Source organism: Corynebacterium sp., assembly GCF_030532325.1.
Lineage (GTDB): Bacteria > Actinomycetota > Actinomycetes > Mycobacteriales > Mycobacteriaceae > Corynebacterium.
Genome location: NZ_JAUNLS010000003.1, coordinates 1 through 13,220 on the forward strand (window position 1 = coordinate 1; position 13,220 = coordinate 13,220).

Genomic DNA, 13,220 nt, shown 5'->3' on the forward strand with positions numbered 1-13,220 from the left:
TCGTGTATCTGGTCGGCCCGAAGTAGACCTGAGCTAAATGCACCAACTCTTCGGCCTCACGCTTACTGCAGCCAGCCTCCTCCAACTGGGCGGCCGATAGCCCGGCCGCGCCCTGGATTATGGCCATGCCCGCGGCCTGCGCGGCGAGATAAGCCTCTAACTGTTCATTCATGACCCCGAGACTAAAAGCGGCCGACAAGCCCCCACCAGAGTGAATTTTGCTCCGCATCATTTCTGTGGATAACCACCCCGCCAACCCCCGGTTTAGGTGACGCCCACAACAAAGTTCCCCACAGCGCTGGGCAAGAATGTGGGAAGGGGAGGTCACTGGCACGAAAACGGGCACGATCTCACATGGGCGGGTATCCTCGCAACTATGGGTTTCACAACGCCGAGCTATGACCTTAATGATCTCTTCGCCCGCATCAATCGCGGCGATATTCAGCTTCCTGACTTTCAGCGTTCCTACTCGTGGGATGAGGATCGCATCCGCGCCCTCATCGTTACGGTCCTGCGCGGTTACCCCATCGGCGCGCTCATGGCGCTCGACACCCGCAATGAGACCATGCGTTTCCGCCCCCGCGTCATCGCCGGCGCACCGGATACCGGCGTGAACCCCGGCCTGCTGCTTCTTGACGGCCAACAGCGCCTCACCACGCTCTACCACTGCTTCCAGGGCGAGGGCTTCGTGGCCACTACGGATTTCCGTTCCAAGAAGATTAAGCGCAAGTACTACGTCGATGTGCGCCGCGCGGTGGCAGAGGACCTGCTGCCGGATGAGGCCATCTTTGCCGTCAACGAGCACGGTGAGATCCGCTCGCACTTCGCCCCGGCCATCGAAGGCACCATTGTTGACCGCGATACCGCCCTCGACGCCTGCTGCCTGCCGGTGTCCTCCCTGCTCAGCGAGGAAGGAACCAGCATGCTCTTCGAGCTGGCCGCCCGCAACGACGGCGAATTCCGCGAGGTCGTCGCCGCCTTCAACAACCGCATCCTGCGCCCGCTCTCCGGCTATGATCTGCCCATGATCCGCCTGAGCCGCGAAACCGAGCGCGCCGGCGTGGGCTCCATCTTTGCCCAGGCCAACTCCGCGGGCCTGCAGATGGATGTCTTCGACCTGCTCACCGCAGTCTTCGCCTCCGAGGATCCAGATTTCCACCTCGCGGAGGACTGGGCCGCCGTGGAGAAGGATCTGCGCACTGCCCCGGCCCTGGATGGCATTGGCAGAAACGAGTTCCTCTCCGCCGTCTCGTTGTTTGTCACCAGCTCCAAGGGTGCGGCCGGCGGTCAGCGCGAGGACATCCTGCAGCTCTCCCTGGCCGAGTACCGCGAGGCCTCCCACACCCTGCGCATCACATTCCGCGAGGTGGCGGAGTTCCTCGCCGAGCGCTGCATCCTCACCGTGGACCAGGTGCCCTACACCGAGCAGATCGTCCCCCTCGCCGTCATCCTGGGCCGCCTAGCCCAGCGCAAGGGCGTGCTCTCCACCAAGGAGTCCTGGGATCGCCTCAACCAGTGGTTCTGGAGCGGTGTCTTCGGCGAGCTTTATGGCTCCTCTGCCGTGATTTTGCGCGCGGCTCGCGACGTCGACGAGGTCACCGCCTGGGTGGCCGGCGATACCGACGAGACCCCCAAGACCGTCCAGGACGCCTCCTTCCGCGAGTCCCGCCTGCTCTCCGTGGACGAGAACGACGGCGTATGGCACGGCCTCTACGCCCTGCTCATGGCCCGCGGCGCGCGCGACTGGCGCACCGGCCAGCCCTTCAACCGCCGTACCTTCGAGGAGCTCAAGCCCGGATTCTTCCCCATCTTCCCGCTCAACTGGGCCAAGCGCCACGGGGTGAGTGAGGTGCTCGCGGAGTCGATCCTCAACCGCACGCCCATGGGCAAGCGCACGGAGGTCGTGCTTGACGGCTACTCCCCGGAGCGCTACCTGCCGCGCGTGCAGTCCAAGTCCATCATGGAGGACCGCGAGTTTGATGAGGTCTTGGCCTCCCACGAGCTGGATCCGGAGTTGCTCACCGCCTCCAAGGCGGCGCAGTTCTTCCAAGACCGCCGCTCCCGCTTCGTGGGCATCGTGGAGTACGCGCTGGATAAGCCCGTGATCCGCGACGTCGACGAGGCCAACCTTGCAGGTGGGGAGGAAGGCCCCGAGGCCTTTGCGCGCTAGAGCACTCGCCGCGGTGCTGGGCAGCGCCCTGTTGCTGGGCGGCTGCTCCGAGCTCGGCCGCGGCGAACCGTTGGTGACGCAGGCTATTACCGACGTCCCCGAGGCCCAGATCGATCTCTCCCGCGCCCGGGAGGAGAACCAGCTGCGCCTGATCGATCCTCTTTTTGAGGACGTCCGCGTCCTCGAGGATCGCTGGGGCATCGAGTCCGCTCGGCTGTTTTTCAACAACTCCACCACGCTCATCGTGGCGGAGAACTCGGACCCGGCGGTGCTGCGGGCGGCGTCGTTAAGCGTGGCGCAGAGGGTTCCGATGGTGGTCTACGATTCCACCGTGCGCGCGCCAATTATCGAGCTGGCGGAGGATTTGGGCGTGGAGCAGGTTGTGGTCATCGGTCAGGTGCCGCTGGCGGTGCAGGCCGGCGAGACCACGGTGATCCACGATCCCGGCAACACCAAGGCGCTGGGGGAGTACACCGCCTTCCAGTTCACTTCCCAGTTGGTCTCGCGCCCCGAGCGCATGGTCAATGCGGTGGCGCATCTCGACGCCGCCAACAAGACCGAGCTCAAGGCCGCCTGGGAGCCGCTGTCGCAGCACATCACCAAGGAGAAGATGCCCGCTATCCCGGCCCAGGCTAGGCGCGATTCGCAGATGGCGCCGGTCATCGTGGCCACCGCCGAGACGCCCGTGGCCAACGTGGCCAACGCCAACGCCTACGGCGGTTCGGTCATCGTGCTGAAGAATCCCGACCCGAGCGCGACGAAGGCTGGGGCGGCGGTGACCGCGGGGCTGGAGGAAGGCCCTATCGTGGCACTGGGCCCGGAATTCGGTTCAGCGAAAGAATTTAGCTCACTTATCGCCCGCGGCCGGCAAGAATAAACTACACTTCGGTGCAAGGTATTCATCTGTAGCGTGTTAGCGCTGCCCGTAGTGTAAGGAAATTATGTCGAAGCCGGTCGTCCTTATTGCCGATAAGCTTGCTGAATCCACCGTCGCCGCCCTGGGAGAGGGGGTGGAAGTCCGCTGGGTCGACGGCCCCAACCGCGCCGAGCTGCTCGCCGCCGTGCCGGAGGCAGACGCCCTGTTGGTGCGCTCCGCCACCACCGTCGATGCCGAGGTTATCGAGGCCGCCCCGAACCTAAAGATCATCGGCCGCGCCGGCGTGGGCCTGGATAACGTCGACATCCCCACCGCGACCAAGCACGGCGTCATGGTGGTCAACGCCCCGACCTCCAACATCCACTCCGCCTGCGAGCAGGCCATCGCTCTGCTGCTGGCCACCGCCCGCCAGGTGCCGGCCGCCGATCAGTCGCTGCGTCAGGGCGAGTGGAAGCGCTCCTCTTTTAAGGGCGTGGAGATCTTTGGCAAGACCATCGGCATCGTGGGCTTCGGTCACATCGGCCAGCTCTTTGCCCAGCGCCTCATGGCCTTTGAGACCACCATTATCGCCCACGATCCCTACGCCAACCCGGCCCGCGCGGCCGCCCTGGGGGTGGAGCTGGTGGAGCTCGAGGAGCTCATGCGCCGCTCGGACTTCGTGACCATCCACCTGCCCAAGACCCCGGAGACCACCGGCATGTTCGATGCCGAACTGCTGGCCAAGGCCAAGAAGGGTCAGATCATCATCAACGCCGCCCGCGGTGGTCTGGTGGACGAGCAGGCCCTGGCCGATTCCATCACTTCCGGCCACCACCGCGGTGCGGGCTTTGACGTCTACGCCACCGAGCCCTGCACCGACTCCCCGCTGTTTGCACTGCCACAGGTCACCGTCTCCCCGCACCTGGGTGCCTCCACTGTTGAGGCGCAGGACCGCGCGGGAACGGACGTGGCGCACTCCGTGCTCAAGGCTCTGGCCGGCGAGTTTGTCGCCGACGCCGTCAACGTGCAGGGCGGCAAGGTCGGTGAGGAGGTCTCCGGCTGGCTGGATCTGGCTCGCAAGCTGGGCCTGGTGGCTGGCAACCTGCTGGGCCAGGCCCCGGTGGCCATTGAGGTCGAGGCCTGTGGCGAGCTGGCCGGCGAGGATGTCTCCGCCCTGGGGCTTTCCGCCGTGCGCGGGCTCTTCTCCGGCGTGGTCTCCGAGACCGTGACCTTTGTCAACGCCATGAGCATTGCCGAGTCCCGCGGGGTAAGCCTGGAGGTGCACACTAACGTGGAGTCCAAGGGTCACCGCTCCTCGCTCGTGGTCCGCGTTATCGGCGCCGACGGACAGACTTCGCAGATCACCGGCGCGCTGACTGGCATCGACGGCGTGGAGAAGATCGTGCGCATCAATGGCCGCGGCGTGGACATGCGTGCTACCGGCCGCAACCTCTTCTTCCGCTACAAGGACGCCCCGGGAGCGCTGGGCACCGTGGGCACCAAGTTGGGAGCGGAGGGCATCAACATCCAGGCGGCCGCCTTGACTCAGGGCAAGAAGGCCGATGACGCCGTCCTCATCCTCCGTGTCGAGCGCGAGGTGCCCGAGGAGATTATTGAGGACATCAACGCCGCGCTGGGTGCTACCTGCAGCCAGTTCGACATGGATGCCTAAATATTCTCAGCCCGCGCGGCGGTCAAAGCGGCTACCGCGCGGGCTTTCTCGTGCTAACCTGAGGGCACTATCCAGTAGGTGAGAAAGGAATCCCACATTATGAAACTGGCTGTTATCGGCGGCGACGGCATCGGCCCCGAGGTTACCGCGGAAGCCCTCAAGGTCCTGCGCGCTGTCCGCGAGGACATCGAGACCACCGACTACGACCTCGGCGCCCGCCGCTACCTGCGCAACGGCGAGCTGCTCACCGAGGAGGACGTCGCTTCCCTGCGCGAGCACGACGCCATCCTGCTTGGCGCCATCGGCGCCCCCGGCTCGGTTCCCCCGGGTGTGCTGGAGCGCGGCCTGCTGCTCAAGCTGCGCTTCACCCTGGATCACCACGTCAACCTGCGCCCGGCCAAGCTCTATCCCACGGCGACCTCTCCGCTGGCCAACCCAGGCGAGATCGACTTCGTCGTGGTGCGCGAGGGCACCGAGGGCCTCTACTGCGGCAACGGTGGCACCCTGCGCGAGGGCACCGAGCACGAGGTGGCCTCGGAGGTCTCCCAGAACACCCGCTTCGGCGTGGAGCGGGTGGTGCGCGACGCCTTCGAGCGCGCGATGGGTCGGCGCAAGCACCTGACCCTGGTGCACAAGACCAACGTCCTGGTCAACGCCGGCGGCCTGTGGCAACGCACCGTCGAGGAGGTCTCCCGCGAGTACCCCGAGGTCACCGTGGACTACAACCACATCGACGCCGCCACCATCTACATGGTCACCGATCCGGGCCGCTACGACGTCATCGTCACCGATAACCTCTTCGGCGATATCCTCACCGATCTCGCCGGCGCGGTCACCGGCGGCATCGGCCTGGCGGCCTCGGGCAACATCGACGCCTCGGGGGCTAACCCCTCCATGTTCGAGCCTGTGCACGGCTCCGCCCCGGACATCGCAGGTCAAAGCATCGCCGATCCCACTGCCGCCATCCTGTCTGCCGCTATGCTGTTGCGCCACCTCGGCGACGAGGAGAACGCGGTAAGGATTGAGAAGGCGGTGGCGGAGGACGTCGCGAAGCGAGGCGAGAGTGCCGGAAGCACCGTGGAGATTGGGGATCGAATCTCCGCCGCCGTGCGGGCCTAAGCCTGTACTGTGAACGCATGAGCGTCGAAGTAGACGAGGTCCGCGGATTCCTCGCCCAGCACGAACCCTTCGCCCACCTGCCCGAGGGACAGCTCGATGCGCTATCCACGCAACTCAAGGTGGCCTATCTGCGCCGCGGCGAGGTGCCCATCACCCACGGGGCGGTCAACTCCCAGCTCTACATCATCCGTACCGGCGCGGTCGACGTGCTCGGCGCGGACGGCATCCTGCTGGACCGCCGGGAGGAGGGGCTGACCTTTGGCTATTCCACGCTCATGGGCCAGCCGCACTCCCAGTACGAGATGATCGCAGTGGAGGACAGCCTGGTCTTCCTCCTGCCGCAGGAGGACTTCACCCGCCTGGCGCAGGCCAACCCCGACATCGCGCGCTTCTTCTCCGCGCAGAACCGCCAGATCCGCGCCGCCGCGCGGGAGCTCGCGGAATCCGCGCCTTCCGACGCTCTGCGCACCCCCATCGCGGAGCTCATCCGCCCGAATCCGCTGCGTGCGCCGGGGGAGACCAGCACCGCGCGGGCGGCCCAGCTCATGACTAAAGCGAAGGTCTCCTCGCTGCTCGTCACTCGCGACGGCGCCCTGGAGGGCATTGTCACCGACCGCGACCTGCGCACCCGGGTGCTCGCCGCGGGGGTGGACCCGGCTACGCCGGTGAGCGAGATCATGACCCGCGAGCTGGCCACCGTCAGCCCCGAGGCGCCGGCGATGGAAGCGCTGCTTCGCATGGCGGAGAAAGGCATCCACCACCTGCCGGTACTGGCCGGCGGCGCGTTGGAGGGCATCATCACGCAGTCGGACGTGGCCAGGCTCTTGCACAATGACCCCGTTTACCTCGCCGCCGATCTCTCGCGCCGCGCCAGCGTGGAGGAGCTCTCCGGGGCCTTTAGCCAGGCCACAGAGTTGGCCGGGCGCTACATCGAGCGCGGGGCCTCGCCCGCGGAGGCCGCAAGCCTAGTCACCATGGCCGCCGATGCCGTCGCCCGGCGCCTGTGCGCGCTCGCCGAGGAGAAACTCGGAGCGCCCCCGGTGGACTACGCCCTGGTGGCCGTGGGCTCGCAGGCCCGCCGGGAGATGGCGCTGGCCTCCGACCAAGACAACGCGCTGGTGCTGGCCGATGATTTCGACGAGGCGCGCCACGGCGAGTACTTCTCCGCCCTGGGAGAATTCCTCTGCCGCGGGCTCGCCGCCGCCGGGCAACCGCTATGCCCGGGCGAGATGATGGCCATGAGCCCGCAGTGGAGGATGACCCGCCGCCAGTGGGAGGCCACCTTCCACCGCTGGATCACCGATCCGCAGCCGGAGGCCCTGCTCCACGCGCAGGTCTTCTTCGACTTTCGCGTGGTTTATGGCAACGAGGAGCTGGGCCAGGCGGTGCACCGCACGGCGGTGGAGCTGGGCAAGGGCTCGCGCCGCCTGCACGCCCACCTGGCCACCCTGGCGGTGCGCCGCGAGCCGCCGCTGACCATCTTCCGCGGGCTCGTCGTGGAGCGCGACGGCGATTACGCCAACACCCTGGACATCAAGAAGGGCGGCACGGCGGGCATCGTGCAGATGGCCCGGCTCTTCGCATTGGCCGCAGGGTCCACCGTGGTGGACACCCGCCAGCGCCTGCGCGAGGCAGCCGGCACCAGCGTGAGCGAGGCCGGAGCCCAGGAGCTTCTCGACGCCTTCGACTTCCTCCGCTCCGTAGCCCTGCGCCACCAGGCCCGGCAGCTGCGCGCCGGCGAGAGCCCCGACTACCACATCGACCCGAAGTCCCTCGGCCGCATGGAACGCGAGCACCTGCGCGATGCCTTCCGCGCCGTGAAATCCATGCAGTCCGGCCTGGCCACCCTCTACCCGGTGCGCAACATCTAGGCGGGCCGGCGATGGGAATCTTTGATCGGTGGCGGGCGCGGGAGGACTGGGGCGCGCCGAATCTCGGCGTTGCCGTGGACGAGGCCCGCCTGCTCGCGGTAGACATGGAGACCACCGCGCTGGATCCGAAGAAGGGCCAGATTGTCTCCCTCGGCTGGGTGCCAGTCAACGGGCAGGTCATCGATCTCTCCGGGGCCGGCTACGCGGTGGTGCGCGGCGCGCAGGTCACCGGCGATGCCCACCTTCACCTACTCACCCAGGAGGTGGTGGACGCCGGCGTCGCGCTCGAGGAGGCTATCTCCCAGCTGCGCGGGGCCCTAGAGGGGCGGGCGCTGCTCGTGCACTTCGCCGGGCTGGAGGTGGGTTTCCTGCGGGCCGCGGCCCGGCGGCTGGGCTGGGCGCGCCCGCGGCTGAGCGTGGTGGATACCTTCGCCCTGGAGCGGCGCCACATGGAGCGCATGGGCACCTACCCGCGCGGGGAGGATCTGCGGCTGCCGCGCGTGCGCGAGCGCTATGGGCTGCCGCGCTACCGCAACCACAATGCTCTCAGCGACGCCCTCGCCTGCGCCGAGCTCTACCTCGCGTTGGATCTGCACGGGCGCAGGCTGGGGGAGTGCGCCACCCGCATGTAAAGAAAGTTCACTGCTAGGATAACGGACCTTTGCTCCGTGGCTAAGCCCCCGTATTGATAGCATGGCCGGTATGCGTTTAGGACGAATTGCACACACCGAAGGAATCTGTTTCGCCGTCATCGAAGGCCCCGATGATGCTCCCATGGAGGAGCTGGTGGCCAAGGAGATCGCCGGCACCCCGTTTACCCCGCCGGAGCCCACCGGCCGCGAGTGTAAGCTGGGTGAGGTCCGCCTGCTGGCGCCGACCCTGCCCACCAAGGTTGTGGCCCTGGGCCGCAACTACGCGGATCACGTTGCGGAGGTCTTCAACAAGTCGGCCGAACACCTGCCGCCGACCATCTTTATCAAGCCCTCCACCGCCGTCATCGGCCCGGGCGCGCCCATCAAGATCCCGGACTTCGCCACCAACGTCGAGTTCGAGGGCGAGCTGGCCGTGGTGATTTCCAAACCCTCCAAGAACATCGATCCGGAGAATTGGCAGGACCACGTGCTGGGCTACACCATCTGCAACGATGTCTCCTCCCGCGACCTGCAGTTCCAGGACGGCCAGTGGGCACGCGCCAAGGGCATCGATACCTTCTGCCCGCTCGGCCCGTGGATCGAAACGGACCTGAGCAAGGTCAACCTGGAGGATCAGAAGATCAACGCCTACCTCACCCACGAGGGCAAGCGCGAGCAGAAGCAGGACTCCAACACCGACCAGATGATTGTCAAGATGGGCGGCATCCTGGCGGAGATCTCGGCGTCCTACACGCTGCTGCCTGGCGACGTCGTCACCACGGGCTCCCCGGCCGGCACCGCCCCGATGGTGCCCGGCGATCACATTGAGATCGAAATCCCCGGGGTAGGCTCGCTGGCCAACCCCATCGCGCGCGCCTAAGAAACCTAGGGAAACTAGAGATTCAGCGCGCGCATGATGGTGCGCAGCTTCGCCGTGGTTTCCTCCAGCTCGGTCTGGGGATCGGAATCCTCGACGATGCCCCCGCCCGCCCACGCGCGGGCGGAGAGGCCATCCCCGGCAACCTCGGCGCAGCGGATGGCCACCATGTACTCGCCGTCGCCGGTGTTATCGCACCAGCCCACAGCGCCGGCGTAGAAGCCTCGTTCGGTCTCGGCGGTCTCGATGAGCGCCTGGGCGGCCTCCGTTGGGGTGCCGCAGATCGCCGGGGTAGGGTGTACCAGCTCCGCCAGCTCTAGCGCGGTGATGCTCGGATCGCGCAGCGTGCCGGCGATCGGGGTGCCCAGGTGCCACATCTCGTTGGTGGAGATGAGCTCGGGGGTGGAGGGGGCGTCGAAGGTCACGCACAGGGGGCTGAGCAGGCGGCGCAGGTGATCCACCACGAAGGCATGCTCGCGCAGGTCCTTGGCGGAGTTTTGCAGATCCTGGCCCGCGATGATGTCGCGGGCTTTGTCGCGCTGGCGCGGCGCGGAGCCGGCCAGGGGGAAGGCGGTGACGGTGGAGCCTTGCTTCTTAACCAGCACCTCCGGGGAGGAACCCACGAACATAGCGCCTGGGCGGCCCACCGGGCTGAGATCCGCGATGAAGCCGTCGCGGTTGGCGGAAAGATCAATGAGGCGCGCGGCCACTAGGCGGGGGTCCACCGGGGCGGAGAACTCGATGTCCACCGCGCGGGCGAGCACCACCTTGTCCAACTTGGAGGCCGCAATGGTGGCAATCGCCGCGTCGATGCGGCGCAGATGCTCCTCGGGCTCGGGGTCGAAGCCCGTCACGCGGGCAGAAAGCGTGCCCTGCCGGTAGTAGGAGTGCGGCTCCAGCGGCCCGTCCTCGCGGATGATGCTCTCCGGCACGGTGAGCGCGGCGGGCTCGCCGGGGCTAAAGGGCAGGGCGCCGACGACCATCTCCACCCGACCGCTGCGCAGCGCGGCCACGGCCTCGTTGACCACTGTGAAGGTTTCGCGCGCGCCTTGGGTGCGCACAGACCCAGTTGCGCGGGACAGCAAGAAGTCTGGGGCGGTGCTGGGTCTGTTGGTATGCATAAGAAGAAAGCATACTTCCTGGGGCTTCACAGACAGAATCCAGGTTAGCGCTGGCGGAAGAACTGTACCCAGATAAACAGCCCCACGCCGAGGATGGTGGCGAACACACCCATGCCAGCGAGCACCCCTGCCCAGAAGCTCGTCATAGGCTCCTGGTAGCTCATCGCCCGGATCTCCTCGTTGTTGTAGGGTGTGGCCTGTGCAGTGTCCTTCTGCGCGCCACCTTTCTGAGCAGCATCCTTCTTGACGCCGTTCTTATCTGCTGCGTCGTTCTTGGGCGCGCTCTTCCTGTCTGGCTTTTGCAGGGCCTGGGCGCCCTGAGAGCTTGGCGATGCCCCTCCGGCCGGTCGCGGCTGCGAGTCCTGACCGGCGCGCGCCGCTGGCTTCTGGGCCTGCCGGCGCGGGGCCGTGGTGCTTGACGACGCCGCGCCGACCATCTTCTCGGCCTCCTTGCGGGTCTTATCCAGCTCCTTGTCTAGGCCGCCGAGCGCCTTGGCGGTGTCGTTGATCTCCTTGGTGATCCGCTTGGGGCGGCTCAGGTTCGCATCATTCTTGTCCGCGGGGCCGCCGGTGGCATCCGGCCACTCGAGCTCGCAGACCTCGTCGGCGCTGCTGCCGCCGCCGACCACGAAGGGCACATCGAGGGAATAACTGTCTCCGCTGCCAAGCTCGAAGCTAAAGGCCACCGCGTACACACCCGGTTCGGTGAAGATCATCCCGGTGTGGGCGTGGGCGTGATCGGGAAAGTCCCAGGTAATGGAGGGATCCTCCGAGTCGAAGAGCACGGTAGGAGAGCCCTGCACGTCGGTCTGGAAGCCCACGACGCGCCCGCCGGCGGGCGCGCTGCCCAACTCCATGGTCAGCGTGGCACCAGTAACACTCGCGGTGTCGCTGACGTAGCTGGTGTTAAAGCCCAGCCACGGCACTGCGGGATCCTGGGTCTGGGGCACGGCCCAGCCGCTGGTGGGAAAACCGGAGGGCAGACTGGCCGCGGCATTCGGGGAGAGCTCGGCCTCGCTGCCCAGCTCCACGTAGAACTCGCCCGCGTGGTAGTCCCGCCCGGAGGCGTCGTCGCGCACGAGGAAGTCGAAGCCGGAGCCGGAATCCACCAGGGCCATGTCCTGGTGGCCCTGGGTAAAGGGGTGCAACGAGGTGACCTCGCAAGCGGAGTCTGGCGCTGTGCTGGGCTCGTCGGCCAGCGCGGTGGCGCCCAGCGGTGAGGCAAAGGCCAGCAGGCCGGCGGCACCCAGGGCGAGGGGAAGGCGGAGGTAGGTCATGACAGTGAACCTTTCACACTAGCGGGACGGGATTCGGGTCTGGACTCAGCGGCACGTCTGGGCTCAGTGGCGTGGCGGCGGGAACGCAGCCACGGGGCCAGCGCCCACACCGCCAGGAAGAGGGCGGTAAGCAGCAGGACGATGCTCGCCCCGGCCGGCAGGTCGATGGCCCAGGCCAGGTAGATGCCCAGGAAGCTGGCGCCGGCACCGCAGGCGGCGGCGCAGAGCATCATGGACTTCAGCGAGTCGCACAGCAGCCGGGCGGTGGCCGCCGGCGTGATGAGCAGGGCGAGCACCAGGATGTTGCCGATGGTGCTCACCGAGATCACCACCGCCGCGGTCACGCACAGGTAGAGCACGAGGTCGAGCGCGAGGACCGGCAAGCCCATCGCGCGGGCGGTCTCTTTGTCCAGGCAGGCCGCGGTCAGCTGCGGGCACAGGGCCACGACGACGCCGAGGACCAGCACCGAGCACACCGCGGCGGTGCCCAGATCGGCGGCGGAGACACCCGTGAGCGAGCCGAAGAGGAAGCTGGTCAGAGAGGCGGTGTAGCCGTCGACCCGCGAGATGATGAGCATGCCCAGTGCGAAGGAGGCCGCGAAGAAGATGCCGATGATGGAGTCCTCGCGCACCGTGCGGCGCTGGGAAAACAGCGCGATGAGCACGGCCACCGCGGCACCGGCCACCGCGCCGCCGAGAAGCACGGAGCCCTGCAGCGCAAAGGCGATGGCCAGGCCGGGGAAGACCGCGTGGGAGACGGCGTCACCGATAAAGGCCATGCCGCGCAGCACCACGAAGCAGCCCACCACCCCGCACAGCACCGCGGAGAGCATGGACATCGCCACCGCCCGGGCCAGAAAGTCCAGGTGGGGGTTGGTGAGATCCTGCAGGAAATCCACCAGAGAGACGTCAATCATGCCGCCACCCCAATCGCGGAGAGCAGCGGGGAGTCAGCGCTGACCCCGAAGGCGGTCACCCAGGGCTCGGGGCGGGCGCGCAGATCCTCGGCGGGCCCGTCGGCGATGACACCCCGGTTAAAGAGCACGAGGCGCTGGCAGGAGTGCGCGGCCTCCGAGAGGTTGTGGGTGGACATGAGAATCGAGGTGCCGCCCGCCGCGAGCCGGTCAAAGAGCAGCAGCAAAGCCTCGGTGTTGGGGGCGTCGAGGCCGGTGAAGGGCTCGTCGAAAAGCAGCAGCTGCGGGCGGGTGGCCAGCGCGCGCGATGAGGACGCGCTGGCGCTGCCCGCCGGAGAGCTCCGCGATGGAGCGGCGGGAGAGCCCCTCGAGGTTGGTCAGCGCCAGCGCCTCGCGAACCGCGGCGTGGTCGCGGGCCTGGGGCCGGCGCAGCCAGCCGATCAGCCCCGTGCGCCCGCTTAAGGTGGCGTTGTAGACGCTGATGGGAAAGTCCCATTCCACGTCGTGGCGCTGGGGCACGTAGCCGGTCGCGGCATGCGTGCTCACCCGGCCGCTAAAGGGGATAAGCCCCAGCAAGGCGCGCATGAGCGTGGTCTTGCCCGCGCCGTTGGGCCCGAGCAACCCGATGAATTCGCCGGTACCCACGCTCAGCGAGGCCTGCCGGATGACTTCGCGGCCGCCGAGGGACACGCTGAGCTTGGCGACGTCCAT

Annotated in this window: 10 protein-coding genes and 1 pseudogene; 7 read left to right on the forward strand and 4 right to left on the reverse strand. The window is 67.3% G+C overall.

Going from position 1 to position 13,220, the window contains the following annotated elements; genetic code table 11:
- Window positions 1-376 precede the first annotated feature (376 nt).
- From Q4E25_RS02345 to Q4E25_RS02375, 7 genes are all read left to right on the forward strand, one after another.
- On the forward strand, window positions 377-2,170 hold the full coding sequence (locus tag Q4E25_RS02345; RefSeq protein WP_303153620.1) for a DUF262 domain-containing protein: 1,794 nt from the start codon (window positions 377-379) through the stop codon (window positions 2,168-2,170).
- Window positions 2,160-3,047, forward strand: a complete 888-nt coding sequence (locus Q4E25_RS02350; RefSeq protein ID WP_303153621.1) for a hypothetical protein — start codon at window positions 2,160-2,162, stop codon at window positions 3,045-3,047. The genes Q4E25_RS02345 and Q4E25_RS02350 overlap by 11 nt, the downstream gene beginning before the upstream one ends.
- 64 nt (window positions 3,048-3,111) lie before the next feature.
- Entirely contained in the window at window positions 3,112-4,698 is a 1,587-nt protein-coding gene (gene serA, locus Q4E25_RS02355; RefSeq protein WP_303153623.1) for a phosphoglycerate dehydrogenase, read from the forward strand.
- A 99-nt stretch (window positions 4,699-4,797) separates the two neighbouring features.
- Window positions 4,798-5,817: a 3-isopropylmalate dehydrogenase gene (locus Q4E25_RS02360; protein ID WP_303153624.1), complete on the forward strand. Its 1,020-nt coding sequence runs from the start codon at window positions 4,798-4,800 to the stop codon at window positions 5,815-5,817.
- Window positions 5,818-5,834: 17 nt separating this feature from the next.
- Complete coding sequence (locus Q4E25_RS02365; RefSeq protein WP_303153626.1) at window positions 5,835-7,688, forward strand: DUF294 nucleotidyltransferase-like domain-containing protein; 1,854 nt, start codon at window positions 5,835-5,837, stop codon at window positions 7,686-7,688.
- Window positions 7,689-7,699: 11 nt separating this feature from the next.
- Complete coding sequence (locus tag Q4E25_RS02370) at window positions 7,700-8,320, forward strand: exonuclease domain-containing protein (RefSeq protein ID WP_303153628.1); 621 nt, start codon at window positions 7,700-7,702, stop codon at window positions 8,318-8,320.
- Window positions 8,321-8,390: 70 nt separating this feature from the next.
- The gene (locus tag Q4E25_RS02375) at window positions 8,391-9,200 is read left to right on the forward strand and encodes a fumarylacetoacetate hydrolase family protein (RefSeq protein ID WP_303153630.1); all 810 of its coding nucleotides are present in this window, start codon (window positions 8,391-8,393) and stop codon (window positions 9,198-9,200) included.
- 14 nt (window positions 9,201-9,214) lie between these two features.
- Here Q4E25_RS02375 and Q4E25_RS02380 read toward each other — a convergent pair whose 3' ends face one another.
- From Q4E25_RS02380 to Q4E25_RS02395, 4 genes and pseudogenes are all read right to left on the reverse strand, one after another.
- The gene (locus Q4E25_RS02380; RefSeq protein ID WP_303153633.1) at window positions 9,215-10,318 is read right to left on the reverse strand and encodes an isochorismate synthase MenF; all 1,104 of its coding nucleotides are present in this window, start codon (window positions 10,316-10,318) and stop codon (window positions 9,215-9,217) included.
- 44 nt (window positions 10,319-10,362) lie between these two features.
- Window positions 10,363-11,595, reverse strand: a complete 1,233-nt coding sequence (locus Q4E25_RS02385; RefSeq protein WP_303153636.1) for a choice-of-anchor M domain-containing protein — start codon at window positions 11,593-11,595, stop codon at window positions 10,363-10,365.
- Complete coding sequence (locus tag Q4E25_RS02390) at window positions 11,592-12,512, reverse strand: anchored repeat-type ABC transporter permease subunit (protein WP_303153639.1); 921 nt, start codon at window positions 12,510-12,512, stop codon at window positions 11,592-11,594. The genes Q4E25_RS02385 and Q4E25_RS02390 overlap by 4 nt, the downstream gene beginning before the upstream one ends.
- Window positions 12,509-13,220, reverse strand: a pseudogene (locus tag Q4E25_RS02395) (anchored repeat-type ABC transporter ATP-binding subunit). The gene Q4E25_RS02390 and the pseudogene Q4E25_RS02395 overlap by 4 nt, the downstream one beginning before the upstream one ends.

Coding starts and splice junctions, on each gene's coding strand:
- Q4E25_RS02345 (WP_303153620.1), top strand. CDS start 377: ATGGGTTTCACAACGCCGAGCTATGACCTTAATGATCTCTTCGCCCGC.
- serA (WP_303153623.1), top strand. CDS start 3,112: ATGTCGAAGCCGGTCGTCCTTATTGCCGATAAGCTTGCTGAATCCACC.
- Q4E25_RS02360 (WP_303153624.1), top strand. CDS start 4,798: ATGAAACTGGCTGTTATCGGCGGCGACGGCATCGGCCCCGAGGTTACC.
- Q4E25_RS02365 (WP_303153626.1), top strand. CDS start 5,835: ATGAGCGTCGAAGTAGACGAGGTCCGCGGATTCCTCGCCCAGCACGAA.
- Q4E25_RS02370 (WP_303153628.1), top strand. CDS start 7,700: ATGGGAATCTTTGATCGGTGGCGGGCGCGGGAGGACTGGGGCGCGCCG.
- Q4E25_RS02375 (WP_303153630.1), top strand. CDS start 8,391: ATGCGTTTAGGACGAATTGCACACACCGAAGGAATCTGTTTCGCCGTC.
- Q4E25_RS02380 (WP_303153633.1), bottom strand. CDS start 10,318: ATGCATACCAACAGACCCAGCACCGCCCCAGACTTCTTGCTGTCCCGC.
- Q4E25_RS02385 (WP_303153636.1), bottom strand. CDS start 11,595: ATGACCTACCTCCGCCTTCCCCTCGCCCTGGGTGCCGCCGGCCTGCTG.
- Q4E25_RS02390 (WP_303153639.1), bottom strand. CDS start 12,512: ATGATTGACGTCTCTCTGGTGGATTTCCTGCAGGATCTCACCAACCCC.